General features: G+C 67.4%; 19 protein-coding genes. 8 read left to right on the plus strand and 11 right to left on the minus strand.

All coding sequences use genetic code 11. The features are described from left to right. Positions 1-4: 4 nt before the first annotated feature. The gene (locus tag AC5P7E_RS19340; protein ID WP_005410761.1) at positions 5-322 is read right to left on the minus strand and encodes a hypothetical protein; all 318 of its coding nucleotides are present in this window, start codon (positions 320-322) and stop codon (positions 5-7) included. A gap of 16 nt (positions 323-338) precedes the next feature. After that, positions 339-2,090, minus strand: coding sequence for an aspartate--tRNA ligase (gene aspS, locus AC5P7E_RS19345; RefSeq protein WP_005414279.1), 1,752 nt, complete (start codon positions 2,088-2,090; stop codon positions 339-341). A gap of 158 nt (positions 2,091-2,248) precedes the next feature. On the opposite strand from aspS, the gene AC5P7E_RS19350 reads away from it, so the two are divergent. Beyond that, positions 2,249-2,992, plus strand: a complete 744-nt coding sequence (locus tag AC5P7E_RS19350) for a DUF3011 domain-containing protein (protein ID WP_076739547.1) — start codon at positions 2,249-2,251, stop codon at positions 2,990-2,992. A 49-nt stretch (positions 2,993-3,041) separates the two neighbouring features. Here the strand turns inward: AC5P7E_RS19350 and AC5P7E_RS19355 are convergent, their stop codons facing one another. The 3 genes from AC5P7E_RS19355 to blaL2 form a co-directional block, all read right to left on the minus strand. Continuing rightward, a complete protein-coding gene (locus AC5P7E_RS19355) occupies positions 3,042-3,683 on the minus strand; it encodes a hypothetical protein (RefSeq protein ID WP_043035113.1) in 642 nt (213 codons plus the stop codon). Between the two features lie 53 nt (positions 3,684-3,736). Continuing rightward, entirely contained in the window at positions 3,737-4,951 is a 1,215-nt protein-coding gene (locus AC5P7E_RS19360) for a cation:proton antiporter (RefSeq protein WP_005410765.1), read from the minus strand. 85 nt (positions 4,952-5,036) lie between these two features. Continuing rightward, entirely contained in the window at positions 5,037-5,948 is a 912-nt protein-coding gene (gene blaL2, locus AC5P7E_RS19365; protein ID WP_076739548.1) for a L2 family extended-spectrum class A beta-lactamase, read from the minus strand. A 175-nt stretch (positions 5,949-6,123) separates the two neighbouring features. Between blaL2 and ampR the strand changes: the two genes are divergently transcribed. Next, positions 6,124-6,990: a LysR family transcriptional regulator AmpR gene (gene ampR / locus AC5P7E_RS19370; RefSeq protein WP_049459365.1), complete on the plus strand. Its 867-nt coding sequence runs from the start codon at positions 6,124-6,126 to the stop codon at positions 6,988-6,990. A gap of 78 nt (positions 6,991-7,068) precedes the next feature. On the opposite strand, the gene AC5P7E_RS19375 is transcribed toward ampR, so the two are convergent. Further along, positions 7,069-8,934, minus strand: coding sequence for an ABC-F family ATP-binding cassette domain-containing protein (locus tag AC5P7E_RS19375; protein ID WP_005414284.1), 1,866 nt, complete (start codon positions 8,932-8,934; stop codon positions 7,069-7,071). 335 nt (positions 8,935-9,269) lie between these two features. On the opposite strand from AC5P7E_RS19375, the gene AC5P7E_RS19380 reads away from it, so the two are divergent. Together AC5P7E_RS19380 and ybaL are read left to right on the plus strand one after the other, a co-directional pair. Further along, a complete protein-coding gene (locus tag AC5P7E_RS19380) occupies positions 9,270-11,657 on the plus strand; it encodes a TonB-dependent receptor plug domain-containing protein (protein WP_100443389.1) in 2,388 nt (795 codons plus the stop codon). A 237-nt stretch (positions 11,658-11,894) separates the two neighbouring features. Continuing rightward, positions 11,895-13,592 (plus strand): YbaL family putative K(+) efflux transporter, encoded by a 1,698-nt coding sequence (ybaL, locus tag AC5P7E_RS19385; protein ID WP_032958934.1) that lies wholly within the window; start codon positions 11,895-11,897, stop codon positions 13,590-13,592. Between the two features lie 443 nt (positions 13,593-14,035). Here the strand turns inward: ybaL and AC5P7E_RS19390 are convergent, their stop codons facing one another. Further along, the gene (locus AC5P7E_RS19390) at positions 14,036-15,322 is read right to left on the minus strand and encodes an O-acetylhomoserine aminocarboxypropyltransferase/cysteine synthase family protein (RefSeq protein WP_329761738.1); all 1,287 of its coding nucleotides are present in this window, start codon (positions 15,320-15,322) and stop codon (positions 14,036-14,038) included. A 182-nt stretch (positions 15,323-15,504) separates the two neighbouring features. On the opposite strand from AC5P7E_RS19390, the gene AC5P7E_RS19395 reads away from it, so the two are divergent. The 3 genes from AC5P7E_RS19395 to AC5P7E_RS19405 all read left to right on the plus strand — a co-directional run bounded on the left by AC5P7E_RS19395 (position 15,505) and on the right by AC5P7E_RS19405 (position 18,469). Then, the gene (locus AC5P7E_RS19395; protein WP_005414287.1) at positions 15,505-16,242 is read left to right on the plus strand and encodes a winged helix-turn-helix domain-containing protein; all 738 of its coding nucleotides are present in this window, start codon (positions 15,505-15,507) and stop codon (positions 16,240-16,242) included. Beyond that, on the plus strand, positions 16,239-17,528 hold the full coding sequence (locus AC5P7E_RS19400) for an ATP-binding protein (RefSeq protein ID WP_024957833.1): 1,290 nt from the start codon (positions 16,239-16,241) through the stop codon (positions 17,526-17,528). Before AC5P7E_RS19395 ends, AC5P7E_RS19400 begins: the two co-directional genes overlap by 4 nt. A gap of 140 nt (positions 17,529-17,668) precedes the next feature. Then, positions 17,669-18,469 carry a MipA/OmpV family protein gene (locus AC5P7E_RS19405; protein ID WP_005410774.1) on the plus strand — a complete coding sequence of 267 codons (801 nt, stop codon included), beginning with the start codon at positions 17,669-17,671 and terminating at the stop codon, positions 18,467-18,469. A gap of 72 nt (positions 18,470-18,541) precedes the next feature. Here the strand turns inward: AC5P7E_RS19405 and clpB are convergent, their stop codons facing one another. Both clpB and AC5P7E_RS19415 read right to left on the minus strand, forming a co-directional pair. Then, positions 18,542-21,127: an ATP-dependent chaperone ClpB gene (gene clpB / locus AC5P7E_RS19410; RefSeq protein ID WP_012481080.1), complete on the minus strand. Its 2,586-nt coding sequence runs from the start codon at positions 21,125-21,127 to the stop codon at positions 18,542-18,544. Between the two features lie 181 nt (positions 21,128-21,308). Continuing rightward, positions 21,309-22,130, minus strand: a complete 822-nt coding sequence (locus AC5P7E_RS19415; RefSeq protein ID WP_495222863.1) for a DUF3014 domain-containing protein — start codon at positions 22,128-22,130, stop codon at positions 21,309-21,311. Positions 22,131-22,300: 170 nt separating this feature from the next. Between AC5P7E_RS19415 and AC5P7E_RS19420 the strand changes: the two genes are divergently transcribed. Then, a complete protein-coding gene (locus AC5P7E_RS19420) occupies positions 22,301-23,011 on the plus strand; it encodes a glutathione S-transferase (RefSeq protein WP_111193472.1) in 711 nt (236 codons plus the stop codon). A gap of 79 nt (positions 23,012-23,090) precedes the next feature. Here AC5P7E_RS19420 and AC5P7E_RS19425 read toward each other — a convergent pair whose 3' ends face one another. Both AC5P7E_RS19425 and AC5P7E_RS19430 read right to left on the minus strand, forming a co-directional pair. Beyond that, entirely contained in the window at positions 23,091-24,695 is a 1,605-nt protein-coding gene (locus AC5P7E_RS19425) for a SulP family inorganic anion transporter (protein ID WP_005410778.1), read from the minus strand. 213 nt (positions 24,696-24,908) lie between these two features. After that, a partial coding sequence (locus AC5P7E_RS19430) for an IS3 family transposase (RefSeq protein WP_495201421.1) occupies positions 24,909-25,020 on the minus strand: 112 nt, incomplete at its 5' end.

The following is a 25,020-nucleotide window of genomic DNA, read 5'->3' on the forward strand; positions in this document are numbered from 1 at the left end:
GCGGTCAAGCCTTTTCCGACGATTCCGCTTCTTCGTCTTCCTCGTCCTCTTCCTCGTATTCCTCTTCGTCCTCGTCTTCTTCGCCTTCCTCGTCCTCGTCGTACTCTTCCTCTTCGTCGTCCTCGTAATCCTCGACGCCGAAGTCTTCTCCATCCCAACGGCCTTCGCCGTCGGCGACGAAGGTCAGGGCCATCGCGGCCGGGTTGGTACCGACGCGGACCAGCCAACCGCCGAACACGCGTGCACGCTCGGTGACCAGGTTGGCCTCGGAGCCTTCATTGCCCAGCTTTTCCCACTCCAGCGAAAACGCAAACTCGGTCATTGCCTGGATCTCCTGATCAGTTGGTCTTGGGGCGAACCTGGATGTGCACTTCGGCCAGCTGCGCGTCGACGATCGGCGACGGCGCGTCGGTCATCAGATCCTGTGCACCAGTGGTCTTCGGGAACGGGATGACGTCGCGGATCGACTCGGTGCCGGCCATCAGCGCGGCGATGCGGTCGATGCCGAAGGCGATGCCACCGTGCGGCGGCGCGCCGTAGTTCAGCGCGTCGAGCAGGAAGCCGAACTTGGCACGGGCTTCTTCGGCACCGATGCCCAGCAGCTCGAACACCGCGCTCTGCATGTCCGGACGGTGGATACGGATCGAACCGCCGCCGATCTCATTGCCGTTGAGCACCATGTCGTAGCCGCGCGAAACGGCGGTACGGGCATTGGCGCGCAGGTCGGCGATGTCGTCCACGGCCGGTGCGGTGAAGGGGTGATGCAGGGCGACGTAGCGCTGTTCTTCCTCGTCCCACTCGAACATCGGGAAGTCGGTGACCCACAGCGGCGCCCAGCCGTCGGCGACCAGGCCGAAGTCCTTGCCGGCCTTCAGGCGCAGCGCGCCCATGAAGTCGGAGACCTTGTTGTAGCCGCCGGCACCGAAGAACACGATATCGCCGTTGCCGGCGCCGACGTGGGCGACCAGCGCGGCGAACGACGCTTCGCTGAAGAACTTCTGGATCGGCGAGCTGATTTCGCCGTTGTCGGCGATCTTGATGTAGGCCAGGCCCTTGGCGCCGTACTTGGCGGCATGCGCGGCGTATTCGTCGATCTGCTTGCGCGACAGCGACGCACCGCCCGGGATGCGCAGCGCAGCGACGCGGCCCTCGGCATCATTGGCCGGGCCGGTGAACACCGGGAACTCGCTGTCCTTGACCAGTTCGGCCACGTCCACCAGCTCCAGCGCGATGCGCAGGTCCGGCTTGTCCGAGCCGTAGCGGCGCATGGCCTCGGCCCAGGTCATGCGCGGGAAGCTGGCATCCAGCTGCACGTCCACCACTTCCTTGAAGATGGCGCGGATCATGTCCTCGACGAAATCCTGCACGTCGCGCTCGCGGACGAAGGCGAATTCCATGTCCAGCTGGGTGAATTCCAGCTGGCGATCGGCACGCAGGGCCTCGTCGCGGAAGCAGCGCGCGATCTGGTAGTAGCGGTCGAAGCCGGCCACCATCAGGATCTGCTTGAACAGCTGCGGGCTCTGCGGCAGGGCGTAGAACTCGCCTGGGTGCATGCGCGCCGGCACCAGGAAGTCGCGTGCGCCTTCCGGGGTGGCCTTGGTCAGGATCGGGGTTTCGATGTCCTGGAAGCCCTTTTCGTCCAGGTGGCGGCGCAGCGCCTGCACCAGCTTGATGCGGGTGCGCTGCATGCGCTGCATTTCCGGGCGGCGCAGGTCCAGGTAGCGGTACTTCAGGCGGGTTTCCTCGCCCGGGTTCTCATGGGCGTGGAACGGCAGCGGCGCAGCCTTGTTCAGGACGGTGATGGCGGTGGCGATCACTTCCACCTTGCCGGTGCGCATCTTGTCGTTCACCGCGTGGCGGGCGCGCACGACGCCTTCCACCTGCAGCACATCCTCGTAGCCCAGCGACGCGGCCACCGCGAACACTTCGGCATTGTCGACCTCCACCGTCACCTGCACGATGCCTTCATGATCGCGGAGATCGATGAAGCAGACGCCGCCCTGGTTACGGGCCACGTCGGTCCAGCCGGCGAGGGTGACAGTCTGGCCAATCAGGGTCTCGTCGACCAGGCCGCAGAAGTGGGTACGCATGGGGGGAAGCTCCGCTGGAGAACGCCGGCACCGGATGGGGGCCGGAAAGCCTCGTATTCTGCGGCCGAGGCCCCGGCTGGGGCAAATCCGGCCAGTCACACCGGCTTGATCGTCCCCCTCCCTATAGTCGGGCACCTGCCACCGTATGGGATGCCGCCATGAAACTGCTGTCCCTGGCCAGCTTGGCCGTGACCCTCAGCCTGGGTGCGCTGGGCACCCTTGCCCTGCCCGCTCCGTCCGCCTCTGCGCAGAACGGGGTGATCCGCTGCGAAAGCCAGAGCAACCGCGAACGGGTCTGCAACACCGGCTGGCGCGGCGCGCAGCTGGTCCGCCAGTTGTCTGGCAGCCCCTGCGAGGAAGGGCGCTCCTGGGGCAGCCGCAATGGCAGCATCTGGGTCACCAACGGTTGCCGCGCCGAGTTCGTCGAGGCCCGTGGTGGCTGGGGCGGCGGCAATGGCGGTGGCTGGGGAGGCAACAACGGTCGCCCCGGCGAGACCATCCGCTGCGAAAGCCAGAACAACCGCGAGCGCAGCTGCCCGGTCGGCTGGCGCAATGCCCGCCTGGTCCGCCAGTTGTCCGGCAGCCCTTGCGACGAAGGCCGCACCTGGGGCGTGCGCAACGGCGCGGTGTGGGTCAGCAGCGGCTGCCGCGCGGAGTTCGCCGAAGCCCGCGGCTGGGGCGGTGGTGGCGGTGGCTGGGGAGGCGGCAACAGCAACTATTCGATCACCTGCAGCAGCAACAACAACCGCTCGCAGACCTGCGACTGGGACGAGCGCCAGGGCCGGCCGGTGCTGCAGCAGCAGTTGTCCGGCAGCGCCTGCCAGGAAGGCCGCAGCTGGGGCTATTCGCGTGGCCAGGTGTGGGTGAGCAACGGCTGCCGGGCGCGCTTCGGCACGCGATGAGTGCAGGGTTGGGGTCAGAGCCCTCCGCAGGAGGGATCCGACCCCGGGATCACGGCGCGGGTGCTGTGTCGTCGCCCCACGGTGCAGGCGGCAGGTCGACCGGCTTGCTCAGGTCGAACTGCACGCGGAAGCGGCGGCCATCCGGGCGCGTCAGTTCGTAGACGAACGTCTGGTCCGGATCGATCTCCATCGCCCAGGTGTTGTGCGTGGAAGCCAGCATGTCGGCACGGCGGAACATCGCCACCGAATCGGCATCGGCCGGGAACTGCTGGCGCTCGGCGGTGCCCGGCGGCGTGCTGTCGCCACCGTACAGGGTGATCGCGTCGGGGCTGCCGTCTTCGTGGCGATGGTCGTGCTTCAGCCGCAGCCCGTTCGGCGTGCGGGTCAGCACCCAGGTCCGCGAGTGGTCATCACCGACATGGAACGGGATGCGCAGCTCGTGCGCCGGGTCGGCGCAGCCGCGCACATGCATGACCAGGCGCTGCCCGGCGAACGGATCCTTGGAGGTCGGTGCAGGCGTGTCCTCCACCACCTTGCCGACGTAGGCCTGGCCGCAATGTGCGGCGACGGCGGCCATGAACGCATCGGCCGGTGCGGTCGCCAGGTCATGAGCGACTGTATCGGAGCGCTGCGTGCACGCAGCGAGGCTGAGCAGGAGGGCGGCGGTAGTGGCAACGGCAATCGGTCTCATGCCCCAACCCTAACGGCCATGGACGATGGGCGCAAACCGCGCGCCAGTCCCGCTCAGCGCTCGGCAGACGGTGCTGCCGGCAGTGCTTCGGTCGCCGCCACCGGTGCGGCCTCGCCCTCGCCGGCCGGCTCCTGCTCCACCGGATCAACGTCAAACGGTGTACGGAACACCAGCGACGGCAGCAGCGTGGTCAGCGCCGCGTACAGCAGCAGCGCACCGAACAGCACCGCCGGAATCTGGAAGCGCTCACGCATGATCGCCGCCAGCACCAGGGTGAAGATCAGCGTCGGTGCCAGCGCCAGCGAGACCCGCAGGCTGCTGCGGAAGCTCTCGCCGAACATCACCCGGCGCTGCAGCCAGACCACGCCGATGCGCAGCGGCAGCACCACCAGGGTGATCACGATGCCCAGCCCCAGCGCCTCGAAGCTCAGCGCTTCGGCGGGCACCTTGGTGCCGGCGTTGAAGAAGTAGAACGGCACGAAGAACGAGGCGAACAGGCGCAGCGCGTGCAGGTTCTCGTGCGAGGCCAGCAGCGGCATGCGCTGGTGCAGCAGGCGCGCGACCAGGCCGGCGATGAACGCGCCAACCAGGTAGTACACGCCCAGCAGGTAGGTGATGTAGGCCGCCACCATGCCGACCATCACCAGCAGCGAGAATTCCGAGCCCGGCGCGTGCGGTGCCACCCAGCGGCCCAGCGCGATGAACAGCAGCGGCAGGCCGATCATCATCGCCAGCAGTGCCAGGCTGGACAACGCCATGTGCCCTGGGTCACCGGCCTGCAGCACGATGAACAACGCCGCCAGCGCCAGCAGTTCGCCGGCGATGGCCTTGCTGGTCACCCAGAACCGCTCGTCTTCGCTGAGGCCCAGCCGCGACAGCGAGTCCATGATGAAGCCCGTGGACGGCGTCAGCAGCGCCAGCGCCAACAGGCCCGCGGCCTGCCACGGCAGCCCCGCATAGCGCCAGGCCAGCCAGCCCACGCCGAACAGCGTGCCGGTACGGATCACCAGGTGCGCCAGCAGCGGCCACATGCCACGGCGCAGCGCCTGCAGGTCCACTTCCAGGCCGGCGAACAGGAACAGCGAGGAAATGCCCAGCGTGGCCAGCAGGCCGATCACCGCATCGTGGGCCTGGTCGCCCAGCCAGAGCATGCCGATGATGCCGAACAGCAGGCAGGTCAGCGGCGCGGGCAGGCTGAAACGCTGCAGCGCGCGCGGAATCACCAGCAGCGCGAAGATCAGCAGCAGGTAGATCAGTTCATGGCTCATGGGGGACTTCCGTGTGGTTCGAACGCGCGCAGGATGCGCGCGCCGAACCGATCCGGCAAGCCACGTTTGAATGACCCCGGTTACCTCATCCGATCAACCGGTCGGCAATCCGCCCCACCTGTGCCAGCACGCTAGCGCGTTGCTCGTAGCTGATCGCGCCCGCCTGCAGATAAGCCGTCAACACCCACGGGGCGCCTCCGGCTACGGGCCACAGCACGGCGATGTCGTTGCGCGCGTCTTCACCATTGCTGCCGGTCTTGTCACCCACGCGCCAGCGCTTGCCCAGGCCCGCGCGCAGGCAGGCGTCGCCGGTTTCGTTGTCGATCAGCCAGTCGGCCAGCTGCTGCCGCGAAGCCGGTTGCAGTACCTCGCCCAACACCACGCGCTGCAGGGTCGCGGCCATCGCCGCCGGCGTGGTGGTGTCGCGCGGGTCGCCCTTGGCAAAGCTGTTCAGCTCCGGCTCCAGGCGGTCACTGCGGCTCACCGTGTCGCCGCTGGCGCGCAGGAACGCGGTCACTGCGGGCGGGCCACCGACCACGCCGAACAGCAGGTTGGCGGCGGTGTTGTCGCTGGTGATGATCGTGGCACGGCACAGGTCGCGCACGGTCATGTCCTTGCCGGCGTGGCGGCGGGTGACCGGTGCATGCGAGAGCAGATCGGCCTCGCCCACCGGCACGCGCCTGTCCAGCAATGCCGGCATGCGTTCGGCCTGGCTGAGCACGGTGGCCGCCAGCATGCTCTTGAAGGTGCTGCACATCGGGAAGCGCTCGTCCTGGCGATGACCGATGCGGCGACCGCTGGCAGTGTCCAGCAGGGTCACGCCGAGGCGTCCGGCGCAGGCCTTTTCCAGCGCGGCGAAATCACTGGCGGCGGTGATGGCGGCATCGGTGGGTGCGTTGGCGGTGGCCTTGCCCGCTGCACGTGCCAGCAGCGGCAAGGCAAGCGAGGAAGCCACGGCGGCACCACTGAACTGCAGGAATCGGCGACGGGCGAGCATGCGGGTTCTCCTGGGAGACCGCTCGATTATTGAAGCCTTGATCGGGGGCGACCAGCGCAAAAAATCTGCGAGAGACATTAGTTAAATTAATGTCTGACGCATTCAACCCCTTAATTTTCCGAAATGTTTCGTTGAAGCGTTAGGATCATCCATCACTCCAGCTCACGACTGTGCGATGTTGCACCCTACCCTGCCACTGAACGCGCTGCGCGCCTTCGAGGCCGCCGCCCGCCACCAGAACTTCACCCGTGCCGCGCTGGAGCTGTGTGTCAGCCAGGCCGCACTGAGCCACCAGATCCGTGGACTGGAGGACCGGCTCGGCATCCGCCTGTTCCATCGCCTCCCGCGCGGCGTGGCGCTCACCGATGAAGGCGCGGCCCTGTATCCGGTGCTCAACGAATCGTTCGAGCGCATCTCCGCCAGCATCGCGCGTTACACCGGCGGACCTGCGCGTGAAGTGCTGACCCTGGGCGTGGTCGGCACCTTCGCCACCGGCTGGCTGCTGCCACGGCTGGCCGCGTTCGAGGCAGCGCACCCGGACATCGAGCTGCGCCTGCAGACCCACAACAACCGCATCGACCTGGCCGGAGAAGGGCTGGACCTGGCGATCCGCTTTGGTGATGGCGACTGGCAGGGCCAGGCGTGCACGGCGATCCTCGACGCGCCGTTTGCACCGCTGTGCGCACCGGCGCTGGCGCGGCGCCTGAAACAGCCACGCGACCTGGGCACGCTGCCGCTGCTTCGTTCCTACCGCAGCGACGAATGGCCGCGCTGGCTGCAGGCGGCCGGGGTCAGCGGCGTGGAAGCGCGCGGGCCGGTATTCGATTCCTCGTTGACGGTCGCGATGGCGGCCGCCGGTGGCGCCGGTGTGGCCTTGCTGCCGCTGCGCATGTTCGAGCAGGAACTGGCCGAGGGTCGCCTGCTGCAGCCGTTCAGCACCACGCTGGAGCTGGGGCGCTACTGGCTGACGCGGTTGCGATCGCGTGCAGAGCGCGAGCCGGCCAAGCGGTTCCGCGAGTGGCTGCAGGCACAGGGCGGGTAGGCAGTGCCAGCCGCTGGCCGGCAATCCCTTGATCGTTGTGGGCGCATCGCGCTGCCGGCCAGCGGCCGGCACTACCGGTCAGGACTCGAGCAGTTCCATCCAGGCGGCTTCGGCCTTTTCCAGCTGCGCGGCGGCGGTTTCGCGATCGCGGCCAAGCACGGCCATGCGCGTGGCATCGGCGTAGTTGGCCGGGTCGGCCAGCTGGCGGTCCAGCTCGGCCAGGGCACCTTCCAGCTCGGCCACCTTGGCTTCAGCGGCGGCCAGCTTGTGCGGGTTCACCGGCTTCTTCTGCACCACCTGCGCCACCGGGGCGGTCTTGACCACCACCGGCTCTTCCACCTGTTCCATGCGCGCCTTGGTGCCCTGCGCCTGCGGGCGGGTACGCAGCCACGCGGCGTAGGCATCCAGGTCGCCATCGAACGGCTCGACCACGCCATCGGCCACGCGCCAGTAGGTATCGCAGACCAGGCCGATCAGATGGCGGTCGTGAGAGACCATCACGATCGCGCCTTCGAAGGTGGCCAATGCTTCGGCCAGCGCTTCGCGCATTTCCAGGTCAAGGTGGTTGGTCGGTTCGTCCAGCAGCAGCACGTTCGGCTGCTGCCAGGCGATCAGCGCCAGCGCCAGGCGTGCGCGCTCGCCACCGGAGAAGCCATCGACCGGCTCGAACGCGCGGTCACCCGGGAAGTTCCACTTGCCGAGGAAGTCGCGGAACGACTGGTTCGGTGCGTCCGGGGCGATCTCGCGGAAGTGCTCCATCGGCGACTGGCCTTCGTGCAGCGACTCCACCGTGTGCTGGGCGAAGTAGCCGATCTTCAGGTCCGGGTGCGCCATGCGCTCGCCGACGATCGGCGCCAGCTCGCCCACCAGGGTCTTCACCAGGGTGGTCTTGCCGGCACCGTTCGGGCCGAGCAGGCCAATGCGCTGGCCCGCTTCCAGACCGAAGCCGACGTTGTGCAGGATCACTGCGTCCTTGCCGTAGCCGGCCTCGACATGGTTCAGGCGGATCAGTGAGAACGGCAGCTTGGCCGGCGGCGCGAACTCGATGCGGAACTCGCGCTCGGCGCGCACTGCTTCGGTGCCGGCCAGCTTGGCCAGGCGCTTCATGCGGCTCTGTGCCTGCGCGGCCTTGCTGGCCTGTGCCTTGAAGCGGTCGATGAAGCTCTGCAGGTGGGCGCGCTCGGCCTGTTCCTTCTCGTGCGCGATCTGCTGCTGGCGCAGCTGTTCGGCGCGCTGGCGCTCGAAATCGGTATAACCGCCCGGGTAGAGCTTGGCGCCGCCGCCGTGCAGGTGCAGGGTGTGGGTGGCCACGTTGTCGAGGAACTCGCGGTCATGCGAGATCAACAGCAGGGTGCCGGGGTACTTCAGCAGCCACTGCTCCAGCCAGTACACCGCGTCCAGGTCCAGGTGGTTGGTCGGTTCGTCCAGCAGCAGCAGGTCGCTGGGCATCATCAGCGCGCGGGCCAGGTTCAGGCGTACGCGCCAGCCGCCGGAGAACGAGGACACCGCGCGGTGGTGGGTCTCGGCCGGGAAACCGAGGCCGTGCAGCAGCTTGCCGGCGCGCGCTTCGGCGTCGTAGGCCCCCATCTCGGCCATCTTCGTGTGCGCGTTGGCCACCGCCTCCCAATCTTCGCGCGCGGTTGCCTCAGCCTCTTCAGCCAGCACCGCAGCCACATCGGTATCCCCGCCCAGCACAAAGCTCAGCGCCGGGTCCGGCAGCGACGGGGTTTCCTGGGCCACGCTGGCGATACGGACCTTGCCGGGCAGGTCGACGTCACCCTTGTCGGCCTCCAGCTCGCCCTTCACCGCCGCGAACAGGCTGGACTTGCCAGCACCGTTGCGGCCGACCACGCCCACCCGGTAACCGGCGTGCAGGGTCAGGTCGACATTGGACAACAGCAGCCGCTCGCCGCGGCGCAAGGCGAAATTACGAAGGGAGATCATCGGGGGAGGGGTCCATATAACCGGATGGAATGTGCTGGTGAGCACTGTTCCTGCGACGTAATTCTAGCGTTAACGAATACTTGACGCGCCCCGGGATGCGCGGCGGCAGGCCAACTCTCTCCCTCGTCGGCCCCGCGCAGCCCCCGGGCCCCACCTCCCGCCGCTGCCCTCTGCCGCTAAATGGTTGCTGCTGCAACGTTTTTTCCTGTTGCAACCATTTGACAGGCACTGAATATCCCGTTAATTCCTGCCTTGCGCACCGCAACAACCGCCGTCCGCCTCACCCCCGTGATGTCGATTCCGGTGCCACCCCCGCCAACCGGAGCCCCATCCCGATGACCCGCAAGACCAGCCTGATCGCCGCCGCCGTCGCTGTCGCACTCGGTGGCTCTCCGTTCGTTGCCGCTGCCCAGCAGGCCGGCACCGCCGCCAACACCCTGGACACGGTGATCGTCACCGGCACCCGCGTGGCCGACCGCACCGTCGCCGAATCGCAGTCGCCGATCGACATCATCACCCCTGAAGTGCTGCAGTCCACCGGCACCAGTGAACTGGCCACCGCACTGTCGCGCGCCCTGCCCTCGCTGAACTTCCCGCGCCCGGCCTTGACCGACGGCACCAGTGGCGTGCGCCCGGCGCAGCTGCGCGGCCTGTCGCCGGACCAGGTGCTGGTGCTGGTCAACGGCAAGCGCCGCCACACCTCGGCGATGATCAACGTCAACGGCAGCATCGGCCGTGGCTCGTCGGCGGTGGACATCAATGCGATCCCGATCGCCGCCATCGAGCGCGTGGAAGTGCTGCGCGACGGTGCGTCGGCACAGTACGGCTCGGACGCCATTGCAGGCGTCATCAACATCGTGCTCAAGGGCAGCGGCCGTGGCGGCAGCCTGGCCGTGGACTACGGCCAGTACTCGGCCGGTGACGGCAACAAGTACCAGCTCTCCGGCGATACCGGCGTCGAGTTCGGCAACGGCCGTGGTCGCGTGCACGTGGCTGGCCAGATCAGCCAGCAGGACGAGAGCAACCGCGCCGGCCCGTACCGCGGCGCCACGCCGAACACCGGCAACTTCCCCAGCATCGGCCAGAAGACCTTCATCGTCGGCGACCCGCGCGTGGATGCCACCGCCGCGTCGGCCAACGCCAGCTTCGACTTCAGCGACCACGTGACCGGCTACGCCAGCGCGCTGCTCAGCAACCGCGACATCACCTCGTTCGCGTTCTACCGTTCGCGCAACCACAGCGGGCAGAGCGCGCTGCTGGCGCAGACCTACCCCGACGGCTTCGTGCCGGAGATCAACCAGTATTCGAAGGACCGCTCGCTGGTGGCCGGGGTCAAGGGCAACACCGACAACGGCTGGACCTGGGACCTGAGCCTGAACCACGGTGAGAACACCCTCGACTTCCACACCCGCAACAGCATCAACTACAGCCTCGGCGCAACCAGCCCGCGCTCGTTCTACGACGGCACGCTGAAGTACCAGCAGGACATCTTCAATGCCGACCTGACCAAGTCGCTGGACTGGGGCCTGGCCTACCCGGTCACGCTGTCCTTCGGTGGTGAGTACCGCAAGGAAAAGTGGGACCAGAACCCGGGCGAACTGAACTCGTACACCGGCAGCGGCGCGCAGGGCTTCGCGGGCTTCACCCCGACCAATGAAGTGCATGCCGACCGCCACAACTACGCGGTCTATGCTGGTCTGGAAGCGGACCTGACCGAGAAGTTCTCGGCCGGCATCACCGGCCGCTACGAGGACTACTCGGACTTCGGCGACCGCTTCTCCGGCAAGCTTTCGGCGCGCTATGCATTCACCGACAAGGTCGCGCTGCGGGCCACCGCCTCCAGTGGCTTCCGTGCACCGTCGCTGGCGCAGCAGGGCTACCAGGCGGTCACCAGCCAGTTCCTCAATGGCGTATTCGTCGAGCGTGGCACCTTCCCGACCACCAGCCCGGCCGCGCAGGCGCTGGGCGCCTCGCCGTTGAAGGCCGAAACCTCCACCTCCTATAGCCTGGGCCTCGTGCTGCAGCCGGCCGACCGCCTGTATATCACCGTCGACGCCTACCAGATCGACATCGATGACCGCATCGCATTGTCGTCCAGCATCACCACCAACGCGGCCACCAGCGCGCTGCTGGGCACCCTGGGCCTGCCGCAGGTGACCGCGTTCTCCTACTTCACCAACGGCCTGGATACGCGCACCCGTGGCGTCGACTTCGTGTCCAGCTATACGGTGCCGTTCAACGCCAGCAGCCTGGAGCTGACCGCTGCGTACAGCTATAACGATACCGAAGTGCGCCGCGTTGGCGGCACCCCGCCGGTGTTCGGCACGCTGGGCCTGACCCAGTCGCTGATCGGTCGCGATGAAATTGGCCGCATCGAGGACAGCTACCCGCGCGACAAGGCGATCCTGAGCGGCACTTGGCGCTCGGACCACTGGGAACTGGGCCTGGCCGCCACCCGCTACGGCAAATTCACCGTGCGCAACTCGGCCACCGCGCTGCGTGACCAGACCTACGGCGATGCATGGGTGGTGGATGCCTCGGCCAGCTACAAGCCGAGCAGCAACTGGACCCTGACCGTGGGCGCCGACAACCTGCTGGACAAGTACCCGGACCGCACCGAAGACCTGCAGAACTCGACCTTCGGCATGCTGCCGTACAGCAACTACTCGCCGTTCGGCTTCAACGGCGCGTATGTGTACGGGCGGATCAAGTACACCTGGTAAGCGGTAACGGGCGTGCCGGGCCCTGCCCGGCGCCGCTCTGGTAGTGCCGGCCGCTGGCCGGCATCCCCTCGCCGCATCTGGAGGAGAGCCCCTTCTTGTTGAAGGGGCGCGCCGAATGCGGGGGTAGAGGAGAAATGCGTGGGCAAACCCGCCGGCCACGGCACGTGGACGGCGGGTTTGCCGTATCTGGCCGCTTCGGTGAAAATCGGGGTATCCCCCTGCTTTCTGCGAGTGCCGATGCACCATGACACCGACCTGATCAACATCGTTGCCGTTGGCCTGGGGCTCGCCTTCATCTTCGGCGCGCTGGCCAACAAGCTCCGCTTGTCTCCCCTGGTCGGTTACCTGGTTGCTGGCATCTGCGTAGGTCCGTTCACCCCCGGCTTCGTCGCCGACCAGGCGCTGGCCAACCAGCTGGCCGAACTGGGCGTGATGCTGCTGATGTTCGGTGTCGGCCTGCACTTCTCGCTGAAGGACCTGATGGCGGTCAAGGCCATCGCCATTCCCGGTGCCATTGGGCAGATCGCAGTGGCCACCCTGCTCGGCTGGGGCGTGGCCTCGCTGATGGGCTGGCCGGCCATCCATGGCGTCATCTTCGGTTTCTCGCTGGCCACCGCCAGTACCGTGGTGCTGCTGCGGGCGATGGAGGAACGCCGTCTGCTGGAGACCATGCGCGGCAAGATCGCGGTCGGCTGGCTGATCGTGGAAGACCTGGCCTGTGTGCTGGCACTGGTGATGATGCCGGTGATGGCCGGCGTGTTCGGCCCCGACGCGGCCAAGGAATCGCACTCGCTGGGCAGCGTGCTGGCCGATATCGGCTGGACCTTCGTGCAGCTGGGCCTGTTCGTGGCGGTGATGCTGGTGGTCGGGCGCCGGGTCATCCCGTGGATCCTGGAACGCATCGCCGGTACCGGTTCGCGTGAGCTGTTCACCCTGTCCGTGCTGGCGATCGCGCTGGGCGTGGCGTTCGGCTCGGCGATGCTGTTCGGCGTCTCGTTCGCGCTGGGCGCGTTCTTTGCCGGCATGCTGCTCAACGAATCGGAGCTGAGCCACAAGGCCGCGCATGATTCGCTGCCGCTGCGCGATGCGTTCGCGGTGTTGTTCTTTGTGTCGGTCGGCATGCTGTTCGACCCCAACATCATCGTGCAGCACCCGTGGCAGGTGCTGGCCACGGTGCTGATCATCATGTTCGGCAAGTCGGCCGCCGCGTTCTTCATCGTGCGTGCGTTCGGCCACCCGACCAGCACCGCGCTGACCATCTCGGCCAGCCTGGCGCAGATCGGCGAGTTCGCCTTCATCATCGCCGGCCTCGGCGTGGCGCTGCAGATCCTGCCGAAGGAAGGCCAGTCGCTGGTGCTGGCCGGGGCGCTGGTGTCGATCATGCTCAACCCGCTGGTGTTCGGCCTGCTCGACCGTTGGCAGGCCAAGCAGGAGCAGTCTCCGCAGGTACCCGAGCCGCCCGAAGCGATCGGCCCGTCGCGCGACCTGCATGACCACGCCATCGTGATCGGCTATGGCCGGGTGGGCAGCGAACTGGCGCAGGTACTGCGCGACCGTGGCGTGCCGGTGCTGGTGATCGATGACAACAAGGAACACGTCGAGCAGGCGCACGCCAAGGGCCTGGCGGCGATCCGCGGCAGTGCCGCTGCCGACCGGGTGCTGGCCGAGGCCCATCCGGAACGCGCGAAGATCGCGGTGCTGGCGATTCCGCAGCCGCTGGAAGCCGGTGAGGCACTGGCCAAGCTGCGGGCGATCAACCCGGACCTGACCCTGCTGGCGCGTGCGCACAGCGACGCCGAGGTGAAGCATCTGCTGGAGCATGGCGCCGATGGCACGGTGATGGCCGAGCGCGAGCTGGCGTATTCGCTGGCGGAGATGATCATGTCCACGCCGCCGTACCGGAACCTGGGACAGCACAGCATCCCGGTGGTGTGAGGGGTGTGCGGCAGGGCTGCGCCCTGCACCCGCCGAAGCGTCGGCAGCGGCGAAAGCAAAGGCTGGCATTCCGTGGGATGGCGGGGTGGGTCCGGTTGCGGGGGCCGCTGCAAGTACGTCCATGTAAGCTCGGTCGCCGCATCCATGCGGCTCACGCCCCCGCAACCGGACCCATCCCGCCTTCGACAGATTCCGGCGATCTGCCGGAACGGCGTTCTGCTCTGGTGGGTGTCGACCTTGGTCGACACGGCGGTGCATGGGGTCAGATCCATTTTCCGCAGGAAAACGGATCTGACCCCGGAAACAAAAAAATCCCCGGTCGACCCGCATCGACCGGGGATCTGGATCGCCACGTTGCCACGCCTTGGAGAGGCAGTTCCACCGTAGCGCATCGCGGCACCGGTGGTGATCGCCTGTGGCGATGACGACCAAGCGTGTGGCTATCAGGCGCCGGCCAGGGCCTGCTCCAGGTCGGCACGCAGGTCGCCGATATGTTCGATGCCGATCGACAGCCGCACGGTGTCTTCACTGACGCCGGCCTTGGCCAGCTCCGCCGCATCCAACTGGCGGTGGGTGGTCGAGGCGGGATGGGTGGCCAGTGACTTCGCATCGCCGAGGTTGACCAGGCGGGTGAACAATTTCAGCGCGTCAAGGAAACGTGCGCCTGCCTCGCGCCCGCCCGGCAGGCCGAAGGTCAGCACGCCCGAGCCGTGCCCACCCAGATAGCGCTGCGCGGCGGCGTGCTCGGGATCGTCGGCCAGCCCGGCATAGCGCACCCAAGCCACCTTTGCGTGTGACTTCAGGAACTGCGCGACGGCCAGTGCGTTGGCGTTGATGCGTTCCATGCGCAGGGCCAGGGTCTCGATGCCCTGCAGGATCAGGAACGCATTGAACGGCGACAACGCAGCGCCGGTATTGCGCAGCGGCACCACCCGCGCGCGGCCGATGTAGGCCGCTGGCCCCAGGGCTTCGGTATAGACCACGCCGTGGTAGCTGGGGTCGGGCTGGTTGAGCCGCGCGAAGCGTTGGGGCTGTGCGGTCCAGTCGAAGCGGCCGGAATCGATGATCGCGCCGCCGAGGCTGGTGCCGTGGCCGCCCAGGTACTTGGTCAGCGAATGCACCACGATGTCGGCGCCGTGCTCGAATGGGCGCAGCAGGAACGGCGTGGCCACGGTGTTGTCGACGATCAGCGGCACGCCAGCGGCGTGCGCGACCTCCGCAATCACAGCGATGTCGGTGACGTTGCCGCGCGGGTTGCCGATCGATTCGACGAACACCGCCTTGGTGCGCTCGTCGATCAGCGCGGCGAACGCAGAAGGATCAGCCGGATCAGCAAAGCGCGCCTGGATGCCGTACTGCGGCAGGGTGTGCGCCAGCAGGTTGAGGCTGCCGCCATACAACGCGCTGGAGGCGACGATGTTGTCGCCAGCCTCTGCAATGGTCTGGATGGCATAGGTGATCGCGGCCTGCCCCGAGGCCAGCGCCAGCGCACCGATGCCGCCTTCCAGCGCGGCCAGGCGCTGCTCCAGCACGTCGGTGGTGGGGTTCATGATGCGCGTGTAGATATTGCCCGGTACCTTCAGGTCGAACAGGTCGGCGCCGTGCTGGGTGTCATCGAAGGCATACGCCACCGTCTGGTAGATCGGCACCGCCACCGCGCGGGTAGTCGGGTCGGGACGGTAGCCGCCGTGCACGGCCAGGGTTTCCAGTTGCCACTGCGGGTCGCTCATTGCGCCAGGCTCCATCCGGGGAAACCGCCACCATAGGCCAGCCGTCGCCCGCCGCTGAAAGCTGCTGGCGATGACGTCCATACCGGGGGTTATCAGGTTGGCCGCGATTCAGGCAGCGGTCACGGGGCGTTGATAGGCTTCGCCGCCGGGCGCTCCTGCCCGGGCACGGAGGCCCCACGCGCATGCAGCCATCCCCTTGGACACCCACCGCCAACGGTACCCCGACCCAGGTCTTGTTGGTGGAGGACGACCGTCGCCTGGCCGAACTGGTCAGCGACTATCTCCACGAACATGGTTTCGCCGTGCAGCATGTGGCGCGCGGTGACCTTGCCGGCGCGGCCTGCCGCCAGCATGCGCCCGAGCTGGTGGTACTGGACCTGATGCTGCCCGGCCTCGGCGGCATCGACGTGTGCCGGCAGATCCGCAGTTTCTCCGACGTGCCGATCCTGATGCTGACCGCCTGCGAAGACGACATCGAGCAGGTGCTGGGCCTGGAATCGGGCGCCGATGACTATGTGCACAAACCGATCGAGCCGCGCCTGTTGCTGGCCCGCCTGCGCGCCCTGCTGCGCCGCCGCCATGGCAGCAGCAACACCGGCACACCCAGCCGTCTGATGCATGGCGAACTGCTGATCGACCGCATGCAGCGCGAAGTGCACCTGCACGGTCAGCCGGTCGAGCTGGGCACCACGGAATTCGAGATCCTGTGGCTGCTGGCCAGCCAGCCGGGGCAGATCCTGTCGCGCGACCAGATCCTGCAGGCGGTGCGCGGCATCGGCTTTGACGGCCTGGACCGCAGTGTCGATGTCAGCATCGGCAAGCTGCGCCGCAAGCTCGGCGATGATGCGCGCGAACCGCGGCGGATCAAGACCGTGTGGGGCCGTGGCTACCAGTTCAATCCGTCGGCCTGGACGGCATGAAGCGGCTGTTCCTGTGGTTGTGGTTTATCACGGGTGCCTGCTTCCTGGTGTCGGTGTTCTTCCTCAACCACATCCTGGACGGCATCTACACGCCCGTGCAGGATCGCGTCTTCGTCCAGCAGGTGCGTGGTCAGGTTTACGCCCTGCGCAGTGGCCTGGCCGGCCTGGATGCCGACCAGCAGCGTGAGCGCCTGCAGCAGTGGCAGCCACACTACGGCATCGCCCTGACCCTGCTCGACAAACCTCCCGCACTCGACGCGCAGGAACAGGTGGCCGTGAAGGCCGATGGTTTCATCGTGCGCGATCAATACCAGCAGGTCCTGCTGCCCATCGAGGGCAGTGATGGCCGCTGGCTGCACCTGCGCCTGCCTGGCGCGGTGCAGATGACGACGTACATGACCATCGCCGCCTACCTCAGCATCCTGCTGCTGGTGGGCGCCAGCCTGTACGCGTGGGTGCGCCTGCTCTGGCGCGACCTGGAAGCGCTGCGCCGGCATGCCGACCGCATCGGTTCGGGCGATCTGCAGGCACGTGCCCAGGTCTCGCCACGCTCGCAGATCCGGGTCATCGTCGACCACTCCAACCGCATGGCGGCACGCGTGGCCGAACTGGTGCAGCGCCAGCGCGACCTGACCCATGCGATCTCGCACGAGCTGCGCACGCCGATCGCGCGCGTGGCCTTCGGCCTGGACCTGATGCAGGACAGCGATGACCGCGAACGCCGCGAACGGCTGGCGCGGGGCCTGCACGGCGATCTGGCCGAACTCAACCGGCTGGTCAGCGAACTGCTGGCTTACGAACGGCTGGAGCATCCCAGCGAGGGCGAGCCGATGCAGCGCATCGAAGCCAACGACTGGCTGCAGGCCTGCCTGGCCGATGCGCGCCGCGATGCCGAACGTGCCGGGGTGGTACTGCGCGTGCAGCCCAGTGCGTTGCCGCGGGTGGATGCCGAACCACGCCTGCTGCAGCTGGCACTCAGCAATCTGGTGGGCAATGCGCTGCGCCATGCGCGTTCGCAGGTGGAAGTCTCGCTGGTCGGTGTCAGCGGCCGCGCCTGCCTGCGTGTGGATGACGACGGTCCCGGCATTGCCGAAGCCGATCGCGAGAAGGTGATGCGCCCGTTCACCCGCCTGGATGACAGCCGCAGCCGCGATACGGGGGGCTTCGGCCTGGGCCTGGCCATCGTCAGCCGCATTGCCGTCCGCCACGGCGGCGAGCTTCGCATCAGCCGCGCCACGTTGGGCGGCGCGCGCATGGAAATGCACTGGCCGCTGGCTGCCAGCTGAACGCCCCTGGGCGCGATTACAGTTGATTACAACTCCCGCACAACTGCGGACGGATCGGTCGCCGGCGTATCGCCACGCTAGCGACCCTGCAGCACTCGCCGGATGCGCGTGCTGCCTTCCTCCCATTGTCGAGAGTTTCCATGTCCCAGCTTCGCCGTTCCCCCGCCCTGCTCTGCCTGGCCCTGTTGCCGCTGTTCGCCGCACCGATCGCCCACGCCAAGGATGACCACTGGACCTTCGAGGTCGCTGCCGGCGGTGGCGTGGCGCCGCGCTACAGCGGCAGCGAGGAGTATCGTGCGACGCCGTCGTTGTCCTTTGATGTCACCTCGCCGGGTGGATGGTTTCTGGGCACCAGTGGCATTGGCTGGGGCACCTCCATCGGCGAGCACACCCGCGTGCGCGCGTATGTCGGCGCCAGCGGCATCCGCAAGGAAAAGGACTCGCTGCTCGGCGGTTCCGACTTCCTGCGCGGCATGGGTGATATCGATGCCCGTCCCCTGGTCGGCGTCTCGGCTGGTTATACGCTGGGCGAAGCCGTGCTGAGCGGCTCCTGGCAGTTCACCCGCAAGGACGAGGACAAGGCCGAGAACGGCCTGGCCACCCAGCAGATCCATCTGAACCTGAGCATGCCGCTGTTCGACCTGGCCGGCGGCGTGGTCAGCGGCAGCGTGTCCACCGACTACGGCAACCGCGGCTACATGCAGACCTGGTACGGCGTCAGCCCGGAACAGGCGGCGCGCACCGGCTTTGCCGAGCACAAGCCAAAGGCCGGCCTGGTCAGTGCCGGTGTCGGCCTGAAGTGGAGCCACCGCGTGGGCCGCAACGGCAACTGGTACATCTCGGCCGAAGGCACGCGCCTGCTCGGTGATGCCGCCGACAGCCCGATCGTGCAGAAGGCGAACCAGTTCGGCTTGATGAGCGGCTATACGCACCGCTTCTGAGTGAGCGCCGGGCATGGCCCGGCATACTTCGCAGGAAACGGGGCGCTGCGGCCAGGCAGCGCCCCGTGTGAATCACGCTTTGGCGAACACCAGGCGGCCGCCGTCGTTTCCGACTTCGATGGTATCGCCGTTGACGAAAGCACCCGACAGGATCTGCTGTGCCAGCGGATTCTCCAGCTGCGACTGGATTGCACGCTTCAACGGGCGTGCGCCGTAGACCGGATCGAAACCGACGTTGCCGAGCAGGTCGAACGCCGCATCGGAGACCGCCAGCTTCAATCCGCGCTCGGCCAGCCGCTTCTCAAGCCCACGCATCTGGATGCGCGCGATCTGCTTGATCTGCTGCTTGTCCAGCGGGTGGAACACCACGATGTCGTCCAGGCGGTTGATGAACTCCGGACGGAAGTGCGCCTGTACCACGCCCATCACCGCCGCCTTCATCTGCGTGTAGGCCTCCGGACTGTCGTCGGCGCTCATGTCCTGGATCTGGTGCGAGCCCAGGTTCGAGGTCATCACGATGACGGTGTTGCGGAAGTCCACGGTGCGGCCCTGTCCATCGGTCAGGCGGCCATCGTCCAGCACCTGCAGCAGGATGTTGAACACATCCGGATGCGCCTTCTCCACTTCGTCCAGCAGGATCAGCGAGTACGGACGGCGACGCACGGCCTCGGTCAGGTAGCCACCTTCCTCGTAGCCCACGTAACCCGGAGGCGCGCCGATCAGACGGGCGACGCTGTGCTTCTCCATGAACTCGCTCATGTCGATGCGGATCATCGCGTCGGCGCTGTCGAACAGGAATTCGGCCAGCGACTTGCACAGCTCGGTCTTGCCGACGCCGGTCGGGCCGAGGAACAGGAACGAGCCGGCCGGGCGATTCGGATCGGACAGGCCTGCACGCGAGCGGCGCACGGCATCGGAGACGACCTTGATCGCTTCCTCCTGGCCGACCACGCGGTTGTGCAGCACCTCTTCCATGCGCAACAGCTTGTCGCGCTCGCCTTCGAGCATCTTGTTGACCGGGATGCCGGTCCAGCGCGATACGACCTCGGCGATCTCCTCGTCGGTCACGCGGTCCTGCACCAGCTTGAAGTCCTTGTGCTCGGCCTCCTGGGCCGCGGCCAGCTGCTTTTCCAGCTGCGGCAGCAGCCCGTACTGGATCTCGCTCATCTTGGCGAAATCCTGGCGGCGCTGCGCGGCCTCCAGCTCCAGCTTGGCCTGCTCGACCTGTTCCTTGATCTTGGTCGCGCCCTGCAGCGCGGCCTTCTCCGACTTCCAGATTTCATTGAGGTCGGAGAACTCGCGCTCCAGCCCGTCGATGTCGTTTTCCAGGTCGGCCAGGCGCTGCCGCGAGGCTTCGTCCTTCTCCTTCTTCAGCATCTCGCGCTGGATCTTCAGCTGGATCACCCGGCGCTCAAGGCGGTCCAGCTCTTCCGGCTTGGAGTCGATCTCCATGCGCAGTCGCGAGGCGGCTTCGTCCATCAGGTCGATGGCCTTGTCTGGCAGCTGGCGGTCGGTGATGTAGCGGTTGGACAACGTCGCAGCAGCCACGATGGCCGGATCGGTGATCTCCACGCCGTGGTGCACCGCGTACTTTTCCTTCAGGCCGCGCAGGATCGCGATGGTGTCCTCCACCGACGGCTCGCCCACGAACACCTTCTGGAAGCGACGCTCCAGCGCAGCATCCTTCTCGATGTACTTGCGGTATTCGTCCAGCGTGGTGGCGCCGATGCAGTGCAGCTCGCCGCGTGCCAGCGCTGGCTTCAGCATGTTGCCGGCATCCATCGCGCCATCGGCCTTGCCGGCGCCGACCATGGTGTGCAGTTCGTCGATGAACAGGATGATCTGGCCCTCGTTCTTGGCCAGGTCGTTGAGCACGCCCTTCAGGCGCTCCTCGAATTCGCCGCGGAACTTGGCCCCGGCAATCAACGCGCCCATGTCCAGCGACAGCACGCGCTTGCCGCGCAGGCCCTCGGGTACTTCGTCGTTGATGATGCGCTGGGCCAGTCCTTCCACGATCGCGGTCTTGCCCACGCCGGGTTCGCCGATCAGCACCGGGTTGTTCTTGGTCCGGCGCTGCAGCACCTGGATGGTGCGGCGGATTTCCTCGTCACGGCCGATCACCGGGTCGAGCTTGCCGCTCTCGGCACGCGCGGTCAGGTCGATGGTGTATTTCTCCAGCGCCTGGCGCTGTTCCTCGGCATTCTCCGACTGCACGTTCTCGCCGCCGCGCAGCTTGTCGATGGCCGCCTGCAGGCGGGTCTTGTCGGCACCGGCGGCGCGCAGCGCCATGCCCAGCGTGCCGCCGTCGTCCAGCGCCGCCAGCACGAACCACTCACTGGCAATGAAGGCATCCCCGTGCTGCTGGGCCAGCTTGTCGGTCTGGTTCAGCAGGCGCCCCAGGTCGTTGCCCATCGAGACGTTGCCAGCCTGGCCGGACACCTTCGGCAGCGCATCCAGCGCCTCGGTCAGGCGCTCGCGCAGCACCGGCACGTTCACCCCGGCCTGGGCCAGAAGCGGACGCGTGCTGCCGCCCTGCTGGTCCAGCAGCGCGCTGAACAGGTGAACCGGTTCGATGATGCTGTTGTCGCGGCCCACGGCCAGCGACTGTGCGTCTGCCAGCGCCTGCTGGAAACGCGAGGTGAGCTTGTCCATCCGCATTGCGAATCCTCATCGGTCATCAGGGCCGGCCCGCGCCGGCGATGCTGGAAAGATGCGGTTGCCCCACCCGGTTTCAAGGGTGGCTGCGACTGCACCCCGAGGCCAGTCAGGCTTCGGCCAGCATGCCGGAACCGGTGTGGTCGGCGCGTTGATCCCGATCAGTTCTACGCAGAGAACGGGCTCAGCGGGTGATCGCGCTGCGGATCGCCCGCAGCTGCTGCTTGACCGCCCGCGCCTGGGCGGCATCCATCCGCAGCAGCGCCTTCTGCCTGATCGAGCGCGACTGCAGGGTGGGATCGACAAAGCGGTAGCGGCCGCGTTCATCGCGCTGTACCACTGGGGACTGGGCCAGTTCCGGGGTGTCCAGCAGGTGGTCGATCACCGCGACCAGGCGGTCGTTGAAGTAACCCTCGGGCCGGCCCAGGTCCACATAGGCCTGCTGGATCAGCGGATAGAAGCGTTTGTAGGCAGTAGCCGTTGCCGCCGGGTCCAGCGCGGTGAAGGCCTGCACGTAGGGCGCATAGCGCGCGCCGTTGCTGGCAGCGATGTGCTCGCCGCCCTCGCCCGGCTCGACCTGCAGGTTGCCCGGCAGCGGCCGCGCAGCCAGCGCGGTCGGCGGCACGCTGGGCTTGTCCAGGTTGTCGACCTGGGTGACCAGGCGCTGGATCAGGTGGTCGCGCAGCAGCAGGGTCAGTGGCCCCTCGCCCTGGAACAGCTGGCTCAATGCGCCCCAGGCCGCCGCATCGCTGTCGGCCAGCGTTGGCAGCGCCGGGTCGGCCGCGGCCTCGGTATCCAGCGGATGCCTGATCGGCGGTGGTGCCGGCGCGGGCTGCACGGCCGCCTGCGGTTGTGGCGGCGCGCCGGTACTGGCGGGGGTTGATTGCACCGGCACCGAAACACCGTCTGCCAGGCGCTTCAGCTGATCGCGGAACAGCCAACCACCGGCACCACCGATCACCACCACGCCCAACACCCAGGGCCATACCGCCTTTCCACTCTGCATGATGCAGCACCTCGTTCCATACGCATGGTGAAGGTGTGACCCCACCGATTGCAGCCGGTTCCCCGCCTGTTCCGCTACCGTTCGGGTTGAGGCCTGCAGCAAGGCCGTGCTCACACTTGCTTTGCATGCAGCGCGCGAGGCTGTGAGCCTTGTTCTGTGGAGGCACTGCCATGCAGTACGCGCTGTATTACTGGACCGGCATCCAGGGCCGTGGCGAGTTCGTGCGGCTGGCGCTGGAGGATGCCGGTGTCGACTACATCGACATGGCGCGGGTGCACGGCGATGCGGTGATGCAGCCGTTTCTCGATGGCAGCAGTGAAGGTGCGCAGCCCTTCGCGCCGCCATTCCTGAAGGCGGGCCGCCAGGTCATTGCACAGGTCGCCGCGATCCTGGATTTTCTCGGCCCGCCGCTGGACCTGGTGCCGCAGGCGGCCTCGCGGCGGGTGCAGGCGCTGCAGTTGCAGCTGACCATCGCTGATCTGATAGCCGAGGTGCACGATACCCACCATCCGATCGCCGCATCGAAGTACTACGAAGAGCAGAAGACCGAAGCCAAGGCGCGTGCCGCGTCACTGCGCAGCGAGCGGCTGCCGAAGTTCCTCGGCTACTTCGAGCAGGTGCTGGCCGCCAATGGTGGCCGCCACGCACTGCGCGAGCATTCCTATGTTGATCTGTCGCTGTTCCAGCTGCTGAGCGGACTGGACTACATGTTCCCGCGCCGCATGCAGGCACTGGCGCCGACCCTGCCCCTGCTGCGTGCGCTGCAGGAGCGGGTGGCAAAGCGGCCGAACATCGCCGCCTATCTGGCCTCGGAGCGGCGGTTGCCGTTCAACACCAACGGCATCTTCCGCCACTACCCGGAACTGGACGCCGAACGGTAGTGCCGGCCGCTGGCCGGCAGCTGCACGATCCGACCGAAGCCCATGAGGATGCCGGCCAGCGGCCGGCACTACCGTTGGGTCAGTTGTTTTCACCCAGCGGCTGCACCGGCTGCTTCTGCAGCGAAAGCAACCCCAGCAGCAACGCCAGTGCCACGTAAGCACCAGCGAACTGCCAGCTGATGATGCGCGCCAGGCCGTCCAGCTCCCACGGCAGGTAGATGCCACCACGCGGATCCACCGAGTGGATCAGGCCGAACAGGGTCAGCACCGCAGCCACCAGCAGGAAGCCGCAGGCACGGCGCAGGCGGCCATCGACCATCGCCGCCACCGCCGAAATCCACAGCATCGAGGTGATGATGAAGCCGTTGCCGAGGGTGAAGATCACCGCCAGCTCGGGCAGGCCATGGCCGTCGAGCTTGCTCAGCAGCTGCGGCAGCTGGTCCGGCGCGATCCAGCCGGGTGCCTTGATCGCCAGCAGGTACGCCACCGACGGCAGGAAACCGAACACCATCGCACCGGTGTGGTGACGCGGCGTGGCCTGGAAGGCTTGGGTGGTGATATCGATGGCCACGTACACGATGATCGGTGCCAGCACCGCCAGCGGCAGCCACTGCACCAGCCCGGAGATGATGCCGAGCATGCCGCCGATGCCGACGAACAGGCCGGTCAGCAGCGTGTAGCCGCTGCGCGCACCCATGTGCTTGTAGGCCGGCTGGCCGATGTACGGCGTGGTCTGCGCCACGCCACCGCAGACGCCGGCCACCAGCGTGGCCACCGCTTCCACCAGCAGGATGTCGCGGGTGCGGTAGTCGTCGCCGGCTGCGCGCGCGCTTTCAGACACGTTGATGCCGCCGACCACCATCAGCAGGCCGAACGGCAGCAGCAGCGGCAGGTAGGTCATCGCGGTGGGCAGGCCGTCGAGGAAGCCCAGTGTCGGCAGCGGCAGCACCACCTGCGGCGGCACCCACTCCGGTACATGGAAGCCGGGTGCGCCCAGCCCGGCCAGGCCGAGGCCGTAGTACAGCACGGTGCCGAACACGAAGGCCAGCAGCACGCCCGGGCCACGCACCGGCAGCTTGCCCTTGGCGATCAGCACGTACAGCAGCAAACCGAGCGTGGTGAAGCCGACCAGCGGCGAGCGCAGCGTTTCCAGCAGCGGCAGCAGGCCCATCAGCACCAGCGCGATGCCGGCGATGGAACCCAGCAGCGCGGCTCGCGGCAGCGCGCGGGTGACCGCTTCGCCGAAGAACGACAGCACGAACTTGAGCACGCCCATGATGACCAGCGCGGCCATGCCCAGCTGCCAGGTGGCGATGCCCGCAGCGTGCGGGTCCATGCCCTGCTGCTTGAACGCGAGGAAGGCCGGGCCGAGCACCAGCAGCGCCATGCCGATGCTGGTCGGTGCATCCAGGCCCAGCGGCATGGCGGTGACGTCGTCGCGGCCGGTACGCGCGGCCAGCCGGCGCGCCATCAGGGTGTACAGCAGGTTGCCGACCAGCACGCCGAAGGCGGTGCCGGGGAACATGCGGCCGAACACCACGTCGGCGGGGAACTGGAAGATCCCGACCAGGGCCATGGCGATGAAGCCGAGGATGGAGAGGTTGTCGACGACCAGGCCGAAGAAGCCGTTGAAGTCGCCGGCGACGAACCAGCGACGCGGTGCGGCGGAAGCGGGAGCGGACATGGAAGGGGCGGTGGGGGTGGGGACCGCCGATGGTAGGCCCAGCGGGGCCAGCGCGCCAATTCCGTCGTGGAATGATGGGTTCCAGCCAACGGCGGAGCCCCTCGTGGCTGGGTTGGTCGCGGACAGCGGGTTCCTGGGTTGGGCCGGTCGGGTAGATGGCGCGGGGGACGCCGTAAACCCATCCCTGAAGTGACCCCCGAGACTTGGACGGGGTCAGGCGGCCGATTGGGCCCGCTCCCGGTACTCTACCGGGCTCAGACCTTTCAGTTTCAGTTTGATGCGCTCCTGGTTGTAGTACTGGATGTATTCCACCAGCCCAGCCTCC

It is taken from the genome of Stenotrophomonas sp. YJH_SMC_25, assembly GCF_059369595.1.